Raw genomic sequence first — 19517 nt, 5'->3', positions numbered from 1 at the left:
TGTTATACTGTTTACTATAAAGGCCGAACATTAAATCCATATGATCTTTGCATGAAATGAATATTAAATATCAGTGGACTTATCGTATTCCACGCCGTGAGCGCACCACAAACATATGCTTGTCCTTGCGGAGAATCCGGCCGTCTGCAAGCTCAACCTGATCATCATCATGGCGTATAATCGTTGTGGATAATGCTACAATTTTAGCCCGACGCCAAATCATAACCTGTGATTTAAAATAGATGGCATTTTCAAACTGTACGGCCTTTTTCATCACATATCCGACCTTATGCACCTCGGAACGCGCTTTTTTCAAGGGAAGGCTCTCTTCAGGCAAGGGCCGGATCATTGCGATATTGTCGAACGATACCTTGATCCGTTTTGGTCCGATTCGTACACAATCCGCTTCTTCATCCCACTCGACCAGCGTTCCTTTTAGTGGCTCTCGTATGCCGGTTGCACGATATACGGCTACTTTCCGTCCTACCCAATGTCGCAATGCCTTCACCCCCCGTTTGTCTAGTTTTCCGGTATCGTCCAATCAATCGGTTCAATACCTTTGGAGGTCAAGAATTCATTGGCTTTGGAAAAAGGACGACTGCCCAGGAAGCCACGATGCGCTGCAAGCGGACTTGGATGCGTAGACTCCAACACCAGGTGTTTATCCCGGTTAATGTATGCCCCTTTCTTCTGGGCATGACTGCCCCAAAGCATAAATACCATCGGTTCTGAACGTTCATTCAATGCCCGGATAACAGCGTCTGTAAACGTCTGCCAGCCCAGTCCCTGATGGGAGTTCGGCTGCCCTTCCCGTACTGTCAGAACGGCATTAAGTAACAGCACACCCTGCTCTGCCCAATGAACCAGCGATCCGTGCTTGGGGATCGGCAGACCCAGATCCGCGTGGAGCTCCTTATATATATTTTTCAAAGAAGGAGGAATACGTACCCCCGGTCTGACCGAGAAGCTTAACCCTTGAGCCTGACCCGCTCCGTGATAAGGATCCTGACCGATAATAACGGCCTTGACCTTATGATACGGGGTCAGTTTTAGAGCCGAGAACAAATCTTCCTTGGGTGGAAAGATGGTCTGTGTTTTATACTCGGCGGCGAGTGCATAACGAATGTTGTTGAAATACTCGGCTTCAGTCTCTTCCTGAAGCACAGAGTCCCAATCATTTCCAAACATATGTAAAGGCTCCTTTCCCTGATGAATACATATCCGTGCAGTCCACATAACGAACTGCCACCTGCGTGAGCCGTATCCTACGACTCATAGACTATCCACCATTTTAACATAACCGGGGACAGCAGACCAGAAGTGTACATCAGGGGATTGGGTTGCCTGTATAACTAACGTTACTTAGACTGACCTGGAATGGCTAACGCTGTGAATTGATACGCTCTGAATCTGTACTTCAAAGTTAAAGCCATCCAGTACTTTGTTTATAGATAAATTCAATCAGACTTGAACAGGTATACCCTCATCTTTATTGACCAACACAGCGCTTATTCTTCTGAGCCCCTCTTCAAGAACCGAACGAGGACATGCCAGGTTCAGGCGGATACACCCGCCTCCATTAGCTACAAACATATGACCATCTTCGAGTAATACCCCCGCTTGTTCAGCGAAATATAAAGGCAGGTTTACATTTTGGGGGACGTATGCCGTAATATCAATCCATGCTAGATACGTAGCTTCCGGAATATGAAATACCGCCTGTGGCAGATTACGTTTCACATATTGATCCACAAAGGCAAAATTTCCGTCGAGATACGTTTTCAATTGCTTCAGCCATTCGTCGCCATGTTCGTAAGCAGCTTGAGTCGCAGCAATGCTCAGCGGATTTTTGAATCCATAATGCCGTGTTTGCCAGATCGTTCGGAGACCTTCATTTGCAATAATCACGTTGGAGAACATCAGGCCCGCCATATTGAATGTTTTGCTCGGCGACATACAGGTAACGATTCGATCCGTATCCGGGAACAGCTTGGCGAGAGGCGTATGCTTCTTGCCTGTACGCAGCAAATCACAGTGAATTTCATCCGAGATCACCCACACGTTATGGTTCAGACAAATCTCGCCCACACGTTGTAACTCTTCTGTTGACCATACCCGTCCAGACGGATTATGCGGATTGCAAAAAATACATAACGTGACTTGTTCATCACTGGCTTTGGCTTCAAAATCTGCAAAGTCGATTGAATAATGTCCCTGCTCGTTGATCAAATCTGAGCAAACTAGTTCAAGATGATTATGCTCCGCAGCCAATTTGAAATAACCATAGGAGGGTGTCACAATCAGCACCTTCTCATTCGGTTTGCAAATATATTCAACTAATTCATATAGAGCAGGAATGATCCCATGCGATGTCTCCAGATGCTCCTTGGGGAAAGACCATTCGTAGTATCTGTTCATCCAGTTGGAGACAGCTTCGTAGTATGCCGGATCGAACACCTGGGAGTACCCCATAATTTTCCGGTCCAAACGCTCCTTAATTGCTTCCCGTATTTCGGGAGGTGTGGCAAACTCCATATCTGCAATCCACATGCGAATAAATTCTTCATCCTTAAAGGGAAATTTCATATCTTCTGTTGCATTAAAAATATATTGACGGAAACCATCCGTATTCATGGCATTGGTTCCTGTGCGATCAATAATCTCATCAAAATCATACTTCATAGTCTTCTGCGCCTCTTTCTCTCTGTTCTCCATCCTGGGATGAGGTTCTGTTAGATACATTATTTCATGGCTTAGAAGTTACATCAAACGCAATACAATCTATTCAAAAGAAACAAATTCATCTTAATGTTTCTTCTGAATAGGTATTTTCATGAAAAAAGTGTTATATTTTTCGTAAAGATTGATTTTACCGAGAGGTTTCACCTTTTCTCATATTCTTAAGAAACTTAGCAGAAGGAGATCCAATATGAACACCATCAACAAAGAAGTGGGCAAGAAAATCCGTAATTTTCGCAAATGGAAAGGGTTAACGGTCCAGCAGCTGGCAGATCAGATTCACAAAAGCAAAGCTACTCTGTCCAAATATGAGAGCGGAGATATTACACTTGACGTGGTCACGCTGCATCAAATTGCTGATTCATTGAACATTCAAGTGGAGCAATTGCTGTATATTGAACCCAAGCAAGCCACTCCGCTTATGAATACCGTACCGTCCAGCTTTTTCAAAAATTCCACAAGATTTTATTCGTATTTTTATGATGGGCGCAACAACAGCCTCATCCGTTGTGTCATTGACATGATGGCACAGTCGGACGCCAATCGTTATCGAACCGTGATGTATATGAACGTCAAGAATTTTGAGTATTATCAGGAATGCGAAAATATGTATTGGGGCCACACCGAGCATTACGACACACTCACCACGCTGATTCTGAAAAATCAGGCCACACCGCTGGAGAACCTGTATATTAACATTCTGGCATCGTTTCAGGAGTCGGAGAAAAAGTGGGGGTTGATGGCAGGTGTTTCTTTCCGCCCCTTTATGCCCATCGCTTTGAAAATGCTATTCTCTCGAACGCCCTTGCCTGAGAATCAGGAGTTATATAACGAACTGAAAATGTCTAAGGAAGATCTGCGCACGTTAAAGATCTATAATATGCTCGCCGTTACCTAACCTTCAACGTAAGCCGGATTGGTCAGATTGAATCGAAATGAAAAAAAAACTTGGAATAAGAAAAGGGCGGCAGTTATAAGCCACTACAGCTCATAAAAGCGCCCTTTGGGATCAGATGTTACTGTCTTGCTGCCAAGTCTTCAGGATTAGCATTGTTGCATCCTTCAATTCAAGGATTAGTTCTTGATTAAATCAAGGGTTTCGTCAAATAATTGCTTCTGGTCTTCAATCTTGTTTTCATTACCGATAACACAGCGTTGCTGCTGTTCCAATATGGCGGATACCACTTCGGCAAAACCTATAATGTCACTTTCTGTTGTGCTTAGCACTTCATCCCGTTCTTTCTGAAGATCGGCCTCGGTGACATTCGACAGATAACATTCCAGAGAGAATGACCCTTCGCCATAAGGCGTTCTTGGTGTATCAAGGTCCTGGATGGCGCCAATGATATATCTCGTCATTTCCCGTGTATCTGCTTTGAAATCTTTCAGGTATTGCGGCATCTCTTCATAGATTTTGTATGTTTTTTCGAGATTCGGGTCACGGTATGATGCTACATAACTGTCTCCGTTACGTCTGAACCCTGACATGCAGCCGTATGCTCCGCCTTTGGCCCTGATATTGTTCCACAAGTAATCCAGGGATAGAATCCCCTGCAAGACACGGAGCGAGCCAGTGTATGAATATCCTTTATCAATAAAATTACCCGTTTGAACGACATATTGGACTTCAGATGGGGATCTGAATCCTTCTTTGTGATGCACAGGTGTAAATGCTTCTTTTTCCTTGGCAACGTCTTGGGTGAACAGCTTCGATTTCAAATCGGATACCTGTTTCTCCAAGCCTGCATATCCCTGATCATCCGCAGTGTAGCTCACAAGCAAGTTTTCCGGTCTGAAAATAAAGCCAGTCAACGATTGAAGGCTGTTCGACAGTTCTTCTTTTCTTGCCTCAAAGTTCGCCTGAAGCTCCTCAAGCCATTGGTAAAAGGCGATGCCGCTAACCGCTTCCCTGAAGTTGGCAACAGCCGAGTGTTTAGAGGTAGATCGACCAATTCCCGCTGAATGACCTCCGCTGATCAGATTGCGCTGCAGGTTACCCTTCAACTGGGCAATAATTTCGTATAAACGCTTCGAATCATCAAATTTCGACGTGAACACAATTTCTTTGATCATGTCAAAAGCAAATCCCAGCTTGTCATACAGCACTTTGGCGTTGAATTCATAGGTAGCCTTGAAATCATGGTGCTCATGCGCATTTGCATACGTACCAATGCCACTATGAATGCCCCCGGAATGAATGTGAATTTCATTCGACAATTCATTAAATGAGAAATTTTGAGTGTCGACGTAACCGAGCACACTTTTCAGCAATCCAACATATGGCAGCAAACGCCGTGGGACTTCCTTAATATCGAACAACAGTCTCAGATAACCGATCCCATTGGTATAGATGTTATGATGCAGTACAGTTGTACCTTCGACCTGATTTACCGTCTGATACAGCGTGGATGCTTTCGGTTCAATGTCCTCTATCGATAACGTCGGAATCACCTGCTGTTGTTCCTTGGTTGAAGGTGCATTCTGGTACTCGGCGAGGGCCTCGGTTCTCTGAATGAGTTGCTGAATCTCTTCCTGACTCAGTCCCGCCTGAACTGATTTCAAATGTGCTTTCAGGGCTTCCTCTTTGCGTGCGTTCAATCCTTTATCCGGCGTGACAGCGACAAAAGAAGTATGCGTATTTTGCAGTAAATACTTCTCAATCAACTTCTCGAAGTAACCCTCGGTCATCTTCGTTCTCAGCTCGGCGAACACGTCATTCGCTTCCAAATGAGTAAATGGAGCTTCGACATCATACAGCCAGCTTTGCAATGAGGAGAAACCATAGATTAATCCTTTGGGCATTCTTCCATAATCCGCTTCCCGGTGGTTGAACTCATAGGAATTAATACCTGCGAGCAGCGCTTTTGGATCAAAGCCTTCTTTCACAACACGCTCAAGTACCTCTTTTACCGTCCCCAGAAAATCCTCTTTGCTCGCCAGATTGCTCTTCTTCAATCCAACGGTGAACACGGGCTGATACAGGCTGTCATCATACGTGCCATATACATCCTTCGCAATCCCCTTATCCAGCAAGGCCTGCTTTAGAACCGCTCCCGGAGCGTTAAGCAGTGCGTACAGCAAAATTTGAAACGAGATGTTTAATTCCTTGTTCAGACTTGTTCCAATGACCGCATTATAGGTCAAGAAGCTGTTATCCACTTCTGATTCGGTACTTCCGGCAGAATATGACTTGACTGCGTCCACTCTTTCTCCGAATGCAGGTTGGAGCTGAATCGCAGAATCAATCTCGATTCGATCATATTCACTCAGATAATTTTCATCTAACCACTGTAATTTCTCTTCCATATCCATATCCCCATACAAATAAATGAAGCTGTTGGACGGATGATAGTATCTGGAGTGGAAATCCAGCAATCCTTGATAGGTCAGATCGGGAATGGCATCGGGAAATCCGCCTGATTCACAGGAATACGTAGTATCCGGGAAAAGAGAATTCAGAACTTCTCTGCGCACAATCCGTTCCGGTGAAGAAAATGCGCCCTTCATCTCGTTATATACAACGCCGTTATAGGTTAACTCATCTTCCGCTGAGGTCAGATTGTAATTCCAACCCTCCTGCAGAAATATTTTTTCATTCTCATAAATATTCGTGTGGAGTACCGCATCCAGATAAATATCCATCAGGTTATGGAAGTCATGATCATTCCGGCTTGCAATCGGATAGATTGTTTTATCGGGATATGTCATCGCATTCAGAAATGTATTAAGTGATCCCTTCAGCAATTCAACAAAGGAATCCTTAGCCGGAAATTTCTTGGAGCCACACAGTACGGAATGTTCCAGAATGTGAGCTACACCTGTATTGTCTTCTGGAGGAGTACGGAAACCGATACTGAACACTTTATTATCATCCTGATTAGATAAAAGTACAATTTTGGCTCCGGATTTCTGATGTTCCAGGAGATACGCATCTGACTTCAACTCTTCAATTCTGCGTTCCTGCAGCACCTTATAGGGCTTAAGCTGTTTCAACATGGGTCGAGTCCTCCGTCCATAAAATTGTTTAGTTTGGATGCAACCTTGAGTTCTTCAAGTTCAAAGTCAAAGGTAATTTATGCCTACGGATAGTATACACCATCGATCCTGGGAATTCATAATGGGCAGCCCATAGGCGTCATCTGATATGTATTATCGTTTTTTTATGTTTATGAACTGAATGGTACGGCAGAGAATCATAAAAATTAAAATTTCCAAACAAAAAAAGATCGCATGAACAACTTGTTTAACAAGTGTCATGCGATCTTTTCTTAAGATGCCGAGGACCGGGATCGAACCGGTACGGTAGTCACCTACCGCAGGATTTTAAGTCCTGTGCGTCTGCCAATTCCGCCACCCCGGCATGGGTATCTATTTCTTGGCGACAAGAAATATCTTACCATGAAATTTATAACTCTGCAATACCTTAATATAAAATAATCCAAAAAAATGAAACAGGCACTGCCAGCGTTAGCGAGCAGTGCCTAGAAAGTTCGAGTTGCGGTCCCGAACTTTCTTTAAACCATCTATATTAAGGGAGGTGTGAAATAAGAATACCTCCCCAACATTAAAGAAACCTAAAATCAGGCTTAAATTAAACTAAAAAAGAAGAATAGGTGCAATTCGGGCCGCCTCTTCCTCGCTGCATTCCACAACCACCAGGATATACCCCTGCACTAGCCAATCTTCATAGTAATTAGCATCTTCTTCGGAGACCCCTGCTTCGGTTAAGGTAAGCACCAGATCATCCGTCTCATTTCCAATCTCATTGCCTGCGAGTTTGCGTACCGCTTTTCCTATGGACATCGCCTGATCCATCCGCTTGCCCAGACCAGCAAGTACACCTTTTAGTACTCCTAAAGCGCCATCTGTTCCTGCACCCTTCAGAGGCATAGGCAAACCAGTCTTCTCAACTTACCACTTCGAGATTGACCTGTTCTTTGGCTACCGCGCCCAAATATTTATCTGCTATGCCTTCCTCTTTCAATTTATTTAACATGATAATGGCTTCGTGCTCCGTGCGTACAAGTCCGATCAGCAATTGTGTCATTATACGTCCCCCTCCCTTTTACCCTTATATAACCCCTGGTTGCTTCTTCAAAAACGGAAAGCATGTAATAAGCCCTTACACCTATGTAAAATATAATTTCTGATCTGGAAATCTATACATAGTTCTGATAGACTAGATAAAGAAGACAAATTAACCATTGAAATTATTGACATATCGAATTACTAATCCATAACCAGGAGCAATGACATATGAAAAAAGAGGTAGAAATTGCCATACGGCGCAAACAACAAATCATCGTTCGGAATACAAGCGGGCAAACGGTAACTGGATTTCCAGAACGTAATGCCGATGCTTCCATTCTCTCCTTACGGACAGTCCACGGAAGCCTATGGATTCCATTCGATGAAGTAGAACAAGTCACACGTTTGTTAAGCATCCGCTCTCATCATTTAAGTGGAATGCAGTTGAGTACGGCTGATCTGTAATCAGAGAACAGGTACTTCATGTATTTATACGTGAACTAGATGTGTTTATTTCTCCCTTCATAAAATAAAACCAGACGCAGACGTCTGGTTTTATTTTTGCCTTTTACGCTATGCCACACTTTTTCAAGGCTAAGGCATTTCTGCGTCAATTACTTTCTCATCATCCGTCGCTATTTCACCACAAACTTTACTCGTGTTCCATCCGGATATGTACTTAGTTGGTTTCCCACCCATGAGCCTGCACCACGATTATCCTTGGGACTAATATATTGGATATCTGCTCCCGCTCCGCCTTCCGCACACATTGCCATTGGCCATTCATCCCGGTCTTTCCCCTTTTTGACCGGAACACCTTTGAGGGACAAATCCCGATTACCTTCAGCTCCACTGCGATCAATGGTGCATACATCCGAATGTCCTGCCTTGATGGCCATCTTGATATGATTGGCCGTTTCGGGATAGCGCTCTGCCGGGAATGTGATGGTATGATCTACGCTTCCTTTGCTTCCCCCAAATTGGGACGGTATATCCAGAGACCACTCTCCGCCAACCCATGCATAGAGAGCTACCATTAACATTGCCACCAGCGTCAATATCTGCTTTTTAAATCGTTGCTTGCCCTTGCTCTTTCGGCTTCTGCGTCTTTTACTCATGCTGTTTCTCCCCCATTCAACACTTGCATTATACCAGAACGCCAGTTCGCTAAACAATATAAAAAAACAAAAAAAAAACAGCCGACACTTCCCGGCTGTTCTGAATAGACTACCCCACGTTAGGAATCGCCTGTTGTCGAAGTAAAGGCAAGGTAACCCCAAACTTCGTTCCTTTTCCCTCGATACTCTCCACCGAAATTTGACCGTCCATCAATTCGAGCAACTCTTTGCAGATGGTGAGTCCAAGTCCGCTGCCGCCAAATTTGCGTGCATGAGAGATGTCTGTCTGCGTGAACGCTTCAAACAATTGATTAATCTTATTATCCGGAATGCCAATCCCCGTGTCATGTACAGTGAATACCAGGATAACGGTATCTCCTCGCTGCTCTTGAACATCCATCTGTAATTGCACTTCACCTTGTTCCGTGAATTTAATGGCGTTGCTGAGCAGGTTATCCAGTACTTGCCGGAGACGTAGGGGATCACCCGTGAGTACATCAGGTATAGCCAGATCCGCATGACAGAGCAATCGAATTTGTTTATTCTGGGCCGCGGGTTCATGCGTTTTAATAATCTGTTGAATCAGCTTCAACGGCTGAAACTCGATTTGCTCCACTCTCATTTTTCCTCTGCCCAGCTTGGCCATATCAAGACTATTGTTGACAATGTTTAGAAGAGCTTCCCCGGACTGGCGTGCAAGTTCCAAATACTCTTTCTGCTCCTCACTGTTTTCACCCATGCTGACAAGTTCAATCATGCCCATAATCCCGTTCAGCGGCGTGCGAAGTTCATGGTTCAGCTTCCCAATGAACTCCAACTGTCCCCTACTGTTCATTTCTGTCAGCGAAGCTGCCATCCGTAACTGCTGCTCAGCATATTTCCGCTCCGAAATATCATATTGAATCCCTACAAAAAACAGACATTCCCCTGATTCATCGAAAATAGGATCAATATTCAGTTCATTCCAAAACTTCTGTCCATGCTTCGTATAGTTCAGAATCTCTGTCTTGATCAACTTCTGATTTTTCAACGCTTCGCGAATCAGTTGTACGGTTTCCGGGTCCGTATCCGGTCCTTGCAGGAAACGGCAATTCTGTCCTATTGACTCTTCCGCACTATATCCGGTTAATTGAGTGAAATATTCATTTACAAACATTAGCGGAAAATCAGGCAAGGTGGCATCGACTACGGTTACGGAAGATTTAATTTTAGAGATAATAAATTCCCATTGTATAGCGAGTTGATTGTATTTAGTCATGCTTCCTCCTTCATCTCACCAAACTTTAGTGTATTCATGCTCCTAATGCAGCTATCGATAACCCGATGGTATGTGATTATATAAAAACAATATAATTAATTGTAACATAGTTATTCAAGTCATGTGTTCCTTGGGTAATATCTGATTAATACATTCACAAAACTTATCATGTCATCAGGAGGGTCACTCATGAAATTTTTATTAATCGTTATTATTATTATTTTGCTTGTTTTCTTCTTCTCAAGACGTAAGCGTTAATTTTGAGCCGGTCATGTAAAATGAGGAAGGAAGATCGGGTATGAGAACCCTCTTTTTTATATTCATGACACTTTGTATCATTAATTTGTGCTTCCCGAAATTCGGCTGGTACTTGCGTTATGGCTGGATTTCCCAAGGAGAGGCTGAGCCCAGCAGACCTTATATGGCTATGACCAGAATGACCAGTCTGTTGATGCTGCTTATCGCTTTTACGCTCGTTGTGGCTTGAATTATAGAAACCAGAAAGACAGCTGTCCCTTGGGACAGCTGCTTTTTTGCTGCTTCAATGACGGGAAAATGACAACTTTGTTTGTGGTGCGTTCGCAACGATACCCGTAATATATAGTTATCGTTGTGGAAAGGACACCTTAGCATGAACATCGCATTTTATCCATATTGGGCTGCCAAAACACTGCTTTCTCTCATTAATGTTATATATATCATGGTTATCACGACATTTATTTACGGTCAGACCGGGTCTGTCCTTTACGCTGCGCTGTTTCCATTCATTCAAATGTCAGCGCGTATCGTGGCAGGATTTACTGCACCACTGCTTGTGAACCGTTTCGCATTCTCTAGACTGATTGTTAGTATTCCTTTAGCCAAAACATTGATGATTACCGGGATTGCCATCGCATTTACCGATCTTACTGCTCACATTCCTCTTCTGCTTGTGGGAATAGCGGTTCTCTCGTTTCTGGACGGATGGGAATCTCCATTAATAAACACGTTAACTCCTCGATTGGTTCAAGGAGAAGATCTGGTGAAGGCGAATAGTTTTCTCTCGTTCTCTACTCAGACCGTGACGATTATTGGATATGCGATGACAGGATTCATCGTTATGTACTGGGGGGCTTCACAAACTTTCTGGGCGGCTACAACCTTATCCTGGGTTGTCCTGATTCTGATGATTATGATCAGCTCACTTACCCGCGATATTCAGGAAAAAGCCGAGAATTCCACTTCCAGATCGGATGTACTAAGGGAAGGTTGGATTATTCTTTGGAAAAATCAGTCTTTGCGTCTGATAACGTTTATGGATCTGGTTGAAGGTCTTGCTGGCTCCATCTGGATCGGCGCTATCACACTTGCTTTTGTGAAAGAAGCTTTGGGCCAAGAGGAAGGTTGGTGGGGACTTATCAACTCCAGCTATTCTGCTGGCACCATTCTCGGAGGAATTCTAGCCATCGCTCTGGCCACTCGCATACAGAAGCACCTGATCTCCAGTATGGCAATAGGTTCTCTATTCTTCAGCTTGCTGACCATCGCTTACGGTTTAAACAGCCTTCCTTGGCTCGCTCTAGTATTGTGTGTGCTTATGGGTCCCGCTTATCAGATCCGCGATGTTGCTCAGCAAACGGCTTTTCAGAGCAGTGTGCCTGTCGAATCCCTGTCCAAGGTATACGCAGCGCATGGGATTGTTCTCTCAGCTGCCATGAGCATATCTACGGTAATCTTCGGTCTGATTGCTGACCAAATGGGGGTTCGGCTGGTGTATTTGATCGGCGGTGTCTTATTCATCGTATCTTCCCTTTGCTCTTTCCGGTTAAATCGAATCAAAGAGTAAAATGATTGAATCAAAAAAAGACGAGCCCACATCTGCTCGTCTCCGCTGCTTCCGAACATCATCGGAGCAGCCATTTTATTCTCAATCCAATCGATAATCTGTCAACGGCTTGCCTTGTTTATAATACAGCGCTGGTGACAGTATATTGAAGAAAATATGCACATCAGGCAAATCTGCTTCTTCCAAAATAGCCTGCATTGAGGAAGCAATCCGATTATGAATCTCCTGATCACGTTGGAACATCAGGATCTCTACTGAAGCCGGAGAAGGAGTAAGAGCTTGTACGTCATGACGTTCTGCCTTCATTCTCTCCCGCGGCATATTGGTAATCAATGCAAATTGCTCCGTGATGCGGGGTACAACTTCCTCCAATTGTGGTCCTGTGAATCCTTTAAAACGAATAAACGGCATTGCTATCCCTTCAATCTCTATTATTGGTCTCTTATGTGATTTTAAGCACATTGTTTTCGGTTGTCAAATCTCTTTCATCATATCATTCTTTCACATAAACGCAGAAAAGCCCCGCTGAAGTCTCAGCGGAGCATACACGTAACCAGGTCTCACCTTGTTCTGCAGTAGCTTACAGCCAGAAAGATTTAGTGATGATTACGAGCAGGATGAAGAGTACGAGAATTGCGCTTGTGGAAGTCCATCCGCCAAATCCACCAACATTGCCGCCACAACCGTATCCAACTTCACTCATTTGATTGGCCTCCTTTGAATTTCAAGGTATGCCATAACATATGTCGATTCTAACACTAATGTCCGGGCTATCGTCAAGTTCAGCGGCCCAATTATTGTATATTTTGTCAGTTGAATTATGCCAAAGGAATGACTTCGATGTTCACATCATTTCCCGCTACTCCATGACAGAGGTCTGCTGGGTTTCGCTTGTCCAGGATAATTAAACGAGTGCGTGTATCGTTTCTGGATGCCAAGACCACTTGCCCATCCGGGGCAATACAATAGGCGATCGGAATTGAAATTTCACTGTCACGATACGAACCATCCGCATGGCTGGCCCCCATAACAATACATTGATTTTGTATCGCCATCTGCCGCGCTTCTTCAATCCACTCTGTATACTGCTCTTCACTGAACATCCCTACACCAATGGAATGCATGATCATATCCACTCTGCCAATATTCTCGTTGCGAAAACCTTGCAGCACCAACTCGTCACATAACAAGGTGCTTATAGTCCATTCCTGTTCCTTAACTACCTCAGCTGCAGTATACTTCGCTTTCTCCAATACAGTCTTCCCAGCCTTGCTAATGATGATTGAACGGTCCTTGGGACGTTCATCCAACCTGCGATGACCTGATACAATCATCGTTCCATATACAGCCGCCAGACGACTGGCCTCCTCCACGTTCTGATTCAGATAGCCTTCTGGAAAGAGCAACACATCCGCTTCCGGATGTTGTTTCAATTCCGCTTCCAGCTGCAGCAATTGTTGTTCCAACTTGGGCTGTCCAATAATAATCTTCAACGTTTATCCCCCATTCATGAATAAAAGCCGGTTCATACCTGTATCAGGTACGAAACCGGCTTAAAGGTTGTACAGGCAGGATTCCTGCTCATCGCACTTCGCTTCAAGAGTAATTGTCTTTGGCGTATCGCTCCGTCTAACAATTACTTTTACAGTTTAAATGATATGTAGTTTAGGAATTTCTGTGTTCAATTCTATCATAAATCTCCTGCCCGTCATAACCTCGATCTGTAGCTATATCTTTCGCAAAAAGTACCATATCACCAGTCGCAGCTGAATTTGCGCCCAACGCTCCCACAACCGCCGACAGTGGATAAAGCAAAATGGTCAGAACCTTCTTCATGTACTCATCTCCTCTTCCGTTTACCGGGAATTATTGTGTGATTATCCTAATAATACGATGATAAGAGAAGTAAGTTTCAATCTTTATAGACACTCGAAGCTTTTTAGCAAATCCATTGCTTCTTCATGATCAGGTTCCAGAGCCAGTACTTTCCGCGTGTAAGCCAGCGCTTCTTCTTCCAGTTCAATTTCATAACAACACACGGCCAAGTCGTACAGCACTGCTGAATTCTGTTTTCTCGAATCAGCATCTAACGACAGTTCCAGAAACCGCTTGGCGTCCTCATACATATACATTTCATATAACAGCTGACCTGCAAGAAACGCCACATCTCCTTGCCGCTCCATTACATAATATGAAGACCACATGATGTGGATTCCAGACTGAATATCAAGCATCTCCTCATCGCTTGCATCCGGTAGAAGATTCGAAATCCGGTTAGCACTATGGATCAAAAACTCAGCATCATAACCACCCAGACGCCAGAACGGTAAAATCTGCTTCAGCTCCATCCGCTCTACCTGATGATCCATCCATTCTTTCATACTGAAAAAATCATCGGGTCCAAAACGCTCAACAAATCGGTGATACGCCAGCCGCGTGTTCACATACCCCCTTGGCTCATCCACCATCAACATACATCCAACGTTCAGATCTTTATAATGATGGGTTGTGAAACGAGTGTGGGCTCCTTGCCGTTCCAGTACATATTGAATGGCATGATAATTCGCCGTTAAAGAAAAACTCCCATGAAGTACGAATTCAGGCGGTTCGGCAAACTTCCAGTTGTCCAGTCGATGGTCCCCTTTGTCCGCAGTAATCAACACATATCCTGACTCTGATAATCTGTTCAATCGTTCGAGACAGGACAGACCGATTGCGGGGAACAAAATGTGTGAATCCTCCAACTCCTCCTTGTACAGAGCGATAAGTTCATGATACGGATAGTCTTCTGCACTGTACTCAGGTGCACGGCGGTATTCATAACTCAGTGTCATGTTTTCCAGCAACTCGGCAGGTTCGGAATGAAGAGAAGGTTCTGGAGATTGGACGAGTACGTCACACTCATATATCTCACCCTCACCAACATAAATTAACTCCTGTGGAATGCTGTCAAAAAAGTAATTGGCAATCAACAGCAAAGGTTGCTTCAGATCACCTGGTCGAATAACTGTATCCGCCACCACCAGATTCAACTCGGTGTCCTGTATCGCGTCAAAACGTGCGAAATCCAGTATTCCTTGGTCAATAAAGGATTGCATGGAGGGATGTCCTCTCCAACCCAATACATTATCTTCGACCAGATCGGTCATTACATATCGAAAAGCAGGCAGCTCCACACCTGCAAAATCCTTTAACTCCACCAGTTTAATAAGGATCTGATGCGCCAAGCGCCCTACACCCGCTCCAAGTTCGAGAATGGTCACCATCTCATTTGTCTGTCCTTTGCTCGCGAGATCCTGAAGAAAACCAAAAATCATCTCGGCGTACGCCGTAGCAATCATCGGATTACTTGTAATATACTGTGGTACCTGATTATCCGTCCAAGCGTGTAACCCCTTCTGTTCATAATAGGCCCGCTGCCAATCCCATACCGGAGCTTCACTGAATCGGAATCGTTGTCCTTCGTTTTGCATCATTGGTTAAAAACCTGCTTTCCATTCATAATTTCATCGACATTTCGGACTTTCACTTCCATGCTCTCATAGACCGTTCCCTTAATCTCTAACGCATTATATCATAAACGATGCCTGATCCAATGAAGTGCTAAACCACACTCCTGTAAATAGAAAAAACCTGCCTTTCTCAAGGCAGGAAGGAAAACGACCCGTTAATAGATTGATACTTGATCTGCACCAACGGTGTGAGCCAGAAGAATGACTCTAACCATTAATCCGAATACAAGACTCCATCAAAGTTCTCAGGACCTACACGGATCGTACCCAGCAAGTTAGAGCTAACGAATGCAGTGTACGTCAACTGAGGTGTTATTGGTGGATTGAAATCATCCGCAGAGAATGTAATGACCTGAGGAGCCAGAACACTCAAATTGAATGTGGACGTGGCAGAATAGATGACAGGATCCGTTCCCAAGGTTCCTCTAACGATGGTTATCGTTACTCCTACGAGGGCTACTGGAAGCTGCACAGAAACAGTTCCTTTGAATTGCACACGCGGATTTGCACCAATGCCCTCAGTAGTTACAAGTCCAATCTGGCCAAATAATTGTGGCGTGTCAACAACAAGGATCGGTATTGCAATGGAGTTCGCCAAACTTGCATTCTGCGACGTTCTCGCATCAATAAATTGACTCATGAAATCTACCTCCTATTGTTTGGAATATGATAGTATATGTGAGATTTGTATTATGGCATGGACAGACAGTGATATTCTAAAAAAAGGGCATAACAAAAAGACACTGCCCTTGTTGTTTCTGGCAGTGCCTCTCTTTATTAGACTTCTTTCTTCTCCAATTTCTCTTTTAACAATTGTACCTCTTTCTTCAAACCTGAGATTTCTTCTCTTAAACCGGATTTTTTAATAGCAAATGAGAACACTCCATATAAAATCAGACCTACCAGACCAATGAAAATAAATATAGTTAAAATCCCTGCAAAACCCACAGCACTAGCACCATCCATAGTTTTAAGTTGTCATCCTTCCTTCGTGTTTTTTATTATGATAACACATTTTTTAGAAATTACTGGAATTATTATAAGTAACAAAACAATTACTCTTCTATCTACATTATATATGAAGACAGAAAAAAACCCCTGCTACGCAAGGGTTTTGAGAGAATGGGCCCTACAGGACTCGAACCTGTGACCAATCGGTTATGAGCCGACCGCTCTAACCAACTGAGCTAAGGGCCCTGAACAAAAATGTATAACGTTCAGATGATGGCTGTGAATCATCCAGTAAAGCTAAATTGCGGGGGCAGGATTTGAACCTGCGGCCTTCGGGTTATGAGCCCGACGAGCTACCGGGCTGCTCCACCCCGCGTCAGTAAGAAATATTAAAACAGCGACTTAATTAATATACACCATCCCCACCATATAAGTCAAGGGGGTAATGTTAGGGAATAAAACGAACGCCATACCGCCCCTTTTTTGAACGATATACTTCCACTTCAGCTGGCTCATTATGACCGTAAATCCACCCATCCTGCTCCATCCGCTTCGCAAGACACCCTGCCTGAAATTTGGTTGCATACAATTTGCTGAAATATACCCAGTGCATTCCTCTCGTCCTTTCTTGGAGTCATCATTTATCCCTGCTTTTGTAGAATACCCCAATTTCATAAAAATAGCCGCCGAAGATATAAATCATCTCCAGCGGCTACATCTACGATTTTATCAACAACATGATCAGGCTTTATTGAAATGTTGCTTTAGGGTTCTTTTTCAACTTCTCCAGCATTTCATTTCCTTTGGCTGCCCATTCACCAAGTGCTTCTTTTGGTGTCTTTTTATTCGCAAGCACTTGATTGAAGTATTCCATGCCCTTATCACTTACTTGCCACAGGTTCGGCATTTTTTGATACATTTTATCCAAGTTGGTATTGGTCGGAGGTACAGGTTTCAGCGTGTAGAACGCCTGAATGTTATAATCCAAACCATCTTTCGGTTTAATGAAGCTCTTACGGGAAACCATCTCATAACTGCTGCGAGCTTTGATTTTCGCCCAGTCTTCACTGTTCATATACTTGATCAATTCCCATGCATCATCAGGGTTCTGAGCTGAACTATTAATGGCCATGAGGTTGCTCAGATAAATGTTGCCTCCGATTTCGGGAGCCTCCGGATGAACTGGAGGTGTGACAACATCCCAGTCTACCTTCGTAAAGTCTTTCATTTTATCCGCATTTTTATTGGCATCAATCAATTGATTAATGTAGCTGTAATCTCCAATCACCATGGCCGTTTTGCCACTCAGGAACAGATCACCCTGAAGTGGATTATAACGTCCGCTGTCGTTCTGATCCTGCGGTTCGTCTCCTTTTGGGATGACTTTATCTAAGGCAAGCTTGCTAATGGTGCTCCATACTTTCTCCCACTGAGGAGAATCTACGGTCATTTTTTCTGCTTTGTCATCAAAAATTTTCAGCTGCAAAGAGTTATAATACTGCGACATCGTATAGTATGGAGAACCGCCTTGGTAGGTACTGAAAGAGAAACCAAACACATGGTCTTTACCTTCACCTTTTGTAAGACGGGTACCCAGGTTGAAAATATCGTCCCAAGTCATATTATCCGTCGGAGGCTCCACGCCTGCTTTCTCAAACATGCCCTTGTTGTAGAACAACGCTGAGGAGGAGAACGTTGGTGTCAACGCGTAGATGCTCTGATCTCCCAAATCCTTAATTCCTTCGAGAACACTTGGCACAATATCCGAAGTATCAAACTTATCTTCCTGCATCAGTGGGTCCAGTTGTTTCACCATGTTTTCCTGAATTAACGACTTGATTGTCGCCGTATCCGCCACGATGACGTCTACCGGGTTATCCCCAGTCATAATCTTCTTCAAGCTTTCCATGGTATCTGGAACGTCCTTCTGCTCTTCCTGATTACCATACCCATACATGCTGCCCTGATCTACCGCAGGTACAACTTCAATCGTTATATTTGGATGAGTCAATTCAAATGCATCGGTAAACTGCTGACGGAAATAGCTGTCATCCTGCCCCCCCCATAACGTCGCTACACGCAGTACACGCTGCTCATTATCCTTGGACTCACTCGCTGTACAACCCGCAAGCAGCGGCAATGCCAGACTGGCTGTAGCCAGCACGGCCAGCACCCGTTTTCCCCAAAACCTGTTCTTCATCTCCCAATTCCCCCTCTAAAATTATCTTGGCGGTGTAATGACAATACGTTCACCGTCAAATTCCAATGTGGCACGATTATCGATGGACAGCGCCTCCAGATACTCCTTAGGCACCTGAAGTCGTCCCGCCCGGTCAATAATAACAAAAGCTTCATGAATATCCTGGGCTCCTGCCTCCGATAAGCCATGTTCGTCATCCAGATTCGGATTGCGTTTCACAAACTCAGTACTGGTCAAGCCGTCCCGAATCGCGACGATCCGGTCCACCTTGCCAGCAAGGGTTAGATCATGAGTAACAATTACAATCGTGACCCCGAGCTCCTTGTTCATTTTGCGGAAAATGCCCATGATCGTATCACATGTCTCCGAGTCCACCGAACCTGTCGGCTCATCGGCAAGCAACAGCTTGGGGCGATTCGATAACGAGATGGCAATCGCCACCCGTTGCTGCTCCCCACCGGACAATTGATGCAGCTTGTTGTGCATCCGATCCTTCAGTCCAACCCACTCCAACAGCTGCATGGCATAGGCGCGATCGCGTTTGCCTCCCAATATCATGGGCGTTTCCACGTTTTCCAGTGCTGTAAGGTATGGCAACAGGTTACGGCCGTTATTTTGCCAAATGAACCCTACGGTATGACGTTTGTACTCGACCAATTGGGCATCTGTCATTTTCAGCAAATCCCAATCCCCGACAACGGCTGTACCGGCTGTTGGACGATCAAGTCCACCCAGAATGTTGAGCAATGTGGATTTACCACTACCACTGTTACCGATAATCGCCATCATTTCACCTTGATTGACAGTCAGATTGAGACCTTGAAGGGCAACGACTTCCACATCGCTGGATTTAAAAATTTTGACAAGTCCTTCGCATTGGATCACG

The 19517-nt window shown here is 44.3% G+C and carries 22 protein-coding genes and 3 tRNA genes; 4 read left to right on the top strand and 21 right to left on the bottom strand.

Features of this window, described 5'->3' with window-relative positions:
* Positions 1-79: 79 nt before the first annotated feature.
* The 3 genes from ACFVQB_RS22245 to ACFVQB_RS22235 form a co-directional block, all read right to left on the bottom strand.
* Positions 80-499: a hypothetical protein gene (locus ACFVQB_RS22245; protein ID WP_064636507.1), complete on the bottom strand. Its 420-nt coding sequence runs from the start codon at positions 497-499 to the stop codon at positions 80-82.
* A 20-nt stretch (positions 500-519) separates the two neighbouring features.
* On the bottom strand, positions 520-1188 hold the full coding sequence (gene ung / locus ACFVQB_RS22240) for a uracil-DNA glycosylase (RefSeq protein WP_379444016.1): 669 nt from the start codon (positions 1186-1188) through the stop codon (positions 520-522).
* Between the two features lie 273 nt (positions 1189-1461).
* Positions 1462-2682, bottom strand: a complete 1221-nt coding sequence (locus ACFVQB_RS22235; protein WP_379444013.1) for a MalY/PatB family protein — start codon at positions 2680-2682, stop codon at positions 1462-1464.
* A 247-nt stretch (positions 2683-2929) separates the two neighbouring features.
* On the opposite strand from ACFVQB_RS22235, the gene ACFVQB_RS22230 reads away from it, so the two are divergent.
* Complete coding sequence (locus ACFVQB_RS22230; protein ID WP_379444011.1) at positions 2930-3637, top strand: helix-turn-helix domain-containing protein; 708 nt, start codon at positions 2930-2932, stop codon at positions 3635-3637.
* A gap of 176 nt (positions 3638-3813) precedes the next feature.
* On the opposite strand, the gene ACFVQB_RS22225 is transcribed toward ACFVQB_RS22230, so the two are convergent.
* From ACFVQB_RS22225 to ACFVQB_RS22210, 4 genes are all read right to left on the bottom strand, one after another.
* On the bottom strand, positions 3814-6735 hold the full coding sequence (locus tag ACFVQB_RS22225) for an insulinase family protein (protein ID WP_379444009.1): 2922 nt from the start codon (positions 6733-6735) through the stop codon (positions 3814-3816).
* Between the two features lie 278 nt (positions 6736-7013).
* Positions 7014-7099 (bottom strand) — tRNA-Leu (locus ACFVQB_RS22220).
* A 236-nt stretch (positions 7100-7335) separates the two neighbouring features.
* Positions 7336-7629 carry a hypothetical protein gene (locus tag ACFVQB_RS22215; protein ID WP_379444006.1) on the bottom strand — a complete coding sequence of 98 codons (294 nt, stop codon included), beginning with the start codon at positions 7627-7629 and terminating at the stop codon, positions 7336-7338.
* A gap of 16 nt (positions 7630-7645) precedes the next feature.
* The gene (locus ACFVQB_RS22210) at positions 7646-7786 is read right to left on the bottom strand and encodes a hypothetical protein (RefSeq protein ID WP_379444003.1); all 141 of its coding nucleotides are present in this window, start codon (positions 7784-7786) and stop codon (positions 7646-7648) included.
* 209 nt (positions 7787-7995) lie between these two features.
* On the opposite strand from ACFVQB_RS22210, the gene ACFVQB_RS22205 reads away from it, so the two are divergent.
* Complete coding sequence (locus tag ACFVQB_RS22205; protein ID WP_379443999.1) at positions 7996-8232, top strand: hypothetical protein; 237 nt, start codon at positions 7996-7998, stop codon at positions 8230-8232.
* Positions 8233-8402: 170 nt separating this feature from the next.
* Here the strand turns inward: ACFVQB_RS22205 and ACFVQB_RS22200 are convergent, their stop codons facing one another.
* Together ACFVQB_RS22200 and ACFVQB_RS22195 are read right to left on the bottom strand one after the other, a co-directional pair.
* Positions 8403-8885 carry a DNA-entry nuclease gene (locus ACFVQB_RS22200; RefSeq protein WP_379443995.1) on the bottom strand — a complete coding sequence of 161 codons (483 nt, stop codon included), beginning with the start codon at positions 8883-8885 and terminating at the stop codon, positions 8403-8405.
* 109 nt (positions 8886-8994) lie between these two features.
* Positions 8995-10143, bottom strand: a complete 1149-nt coding sequence (locus ACFVQB_RS22195; RefSeq protein WP_379443992.1) for a sensor histidine kinase — start codon at positions 10141-10143, stop codon at positions 8995-8997.
* 298 nt (positions 10144-10441) lie between these two features.
* On the opposite strand from ACFVQB_RS22195, the gene ACFVQB_RS22190 reads away from it, so the two are divergent.
* Together ACFVQB_RS22190 and ACFVQB_RS22185 are read left to right on the top strand one after the other, a co-directional pair.
* On the top strand, positions 10442-10630 hold the full coding sequence (locus tag ACFVQB_RS22190; protein WP_379443988.1) for a DUF6199 family natural product biosynthesis protein: 189 nt from the start codon (positions 10442-10444) through the stop codon (positions 10628-10630).
* A 144-nt stretch (positions 10631-10774) separates the two neighbouring features.
* Positions 10775-11968 carry an MFS transporter gene (locus tag ACFVQB_RS22185; protein WP_379443985.1) on the top strand — a complete coding sequence of 398 codons (1194 nt, stop codon included), beginning with the start codon at positions 10775-10777 and terminating at the stop codon, positions 11966-11968.
* A gap of 81 nt (positions 11969-12049) precedes the next feature.
* Here the strand turns inward: ACFVQB_RS22185 and ACFVQB_RS22180 are convergent, their stop codons facing one another.
* The 12 genes from ACFVQB_RS22180 to ACFVQB_RS22125 all read right to left on the bottom strand — a co-directional run bounded on the left by ACFVQB_RS22180 (position 12050) and on the right by ACFVQB_RS22125 (position 19516).
* Entirely contained in the window at positions 12050-12379 is a 330-nt protein-coding gene (locus tag ACFVQB_RS22180) for a DUF1904 family protein (protein ID WP_379443981.1), read from the bottom strand.
* Between the two features lie 169 nt (positions 12380-12548).
* Entirely contained in the window at positions 12549-12671 is a 123-nt protein-coding gene (locus ACFVQB_RS22175; protein ID WP_079696179.1) for a sporulation protein YjcZ, read from the bottom strand.
* 115 nt (positions 12672-12786) lie between these two features.
* Positions 12787-13461, bottom strand: a complete 675-nt coding sequence (locus ACFVQB_RS22170; protein ID WP_379443976.1) for a hypothetical protein — start codon at positions 13459-13461, stop codon at positions 12787-12789.
* A 172-nt stretch (positions 13462-13633) separates the two neighbouring features.
* Entirely contained in the window at positions 13634-13804 is a 171-nt protein-coding gene (locus ACFVQB_RS22165; protein WP_379443972.1) for a hypothetical protein, read from the bottom strand.
* Positions 13805-13887: 83 nt separating this feature from the next.
* Positions 13888-15444 (bottom strand): tetratricopeptide repeat protein, encoded by a 1557-nt coding sequence (locus ACFVQB_RS22160; RefSeq protein WP_379443969.1) that lies wholly within the window; start codon positions 15442-15444, stop codon positions 13888-13890.
* 250 nt (positions 15445-15694) lie between these two features.
* Positions 15695-16120 carry a hypothetical protein gene (locus tag ACFVQB_RS22155; RefSeq protein WP_379443965.1) on the bottom strand — a complete coding sequence of 142 codons (426 nt, stop codon included), beginning with the start codon at positions 16118-16120 and terminating at the stop codon, positions 15695-15697.
* A 137-nt stretch (positions 16121-16257) separates the two neighbouring features.
* On the bottom strand, positions 16258-16446 hold the full coding sequence (locus ACFVQB_RS22150) for a hypothetical protein (RefSeq protein ID WP_379443961.1): 189 nt from the start codon (positions 16444-16446) through the stop codon (positions 16258-16260).
* Between the two features lie 157 nt (positions 16447-16603).
* Positions 16604-16677 (bottom strand) — tRNA-Ile (locus ACFVQB_RS22145).
* A gap of 56 nt (positions 16678-16733) precedes the next feature.
* Positions 16734-16807, bottom strand: a tRNA-Met gene (locus ACFVQB_RS22140).
* 72 nt (positions 16808-16879) lie between these two features.
* On the bottom strand, positions 16880-17044 hold the full coding sequence (locus ACFVQB_RS22135; protein WP_167666091.1) for a hypothetical protein: 165 nt from the start codon (positions 17042-17044) through the stop codon (positions 16880-16882).
* A 135-nt stretch (positions 17045-17179) separates the two neighbouring features.
* The gene (locus ACFVQB_RS22130; protein ID WP_379443956.1) at positions 17180-18631 is read right to left on the bottom strand and encodes an ABC transporter substrate-binding protein; all 1452 of its coding nucleotides are present in this window, start codon (positions 18629-18631) and stop codon (positions 17180-17182) included.
* A gap of 21 nt (positions 18632-18652) precedes the next feature.
* On the bottom strand, positions 18653-19516 hold the full coding sequence (locus ACFVQB_RS22125) for an ABC transporter ATP-binding protein (RefSeq protein WP_379443952.1): 864 nt from the start codon (positions 19514-19516) through the stop codon (positions 18653-18655).
* Position 19517: the final 1 nt, after the last annotated feature.

Source organism: Paenibacillus sp. NPDC057886 (assembly GCF_042796655.1).
Lineage (GTDB): Bacteria > Bacillota > Bacilli > Paenibacillales > Paenibacillaceae > Paenibacillus.
The sequence above is the reverse complement of the archived record's forward strand: the minus strand, read 5'-3'. Positions and strand labels throughout refer to the sequence as shown.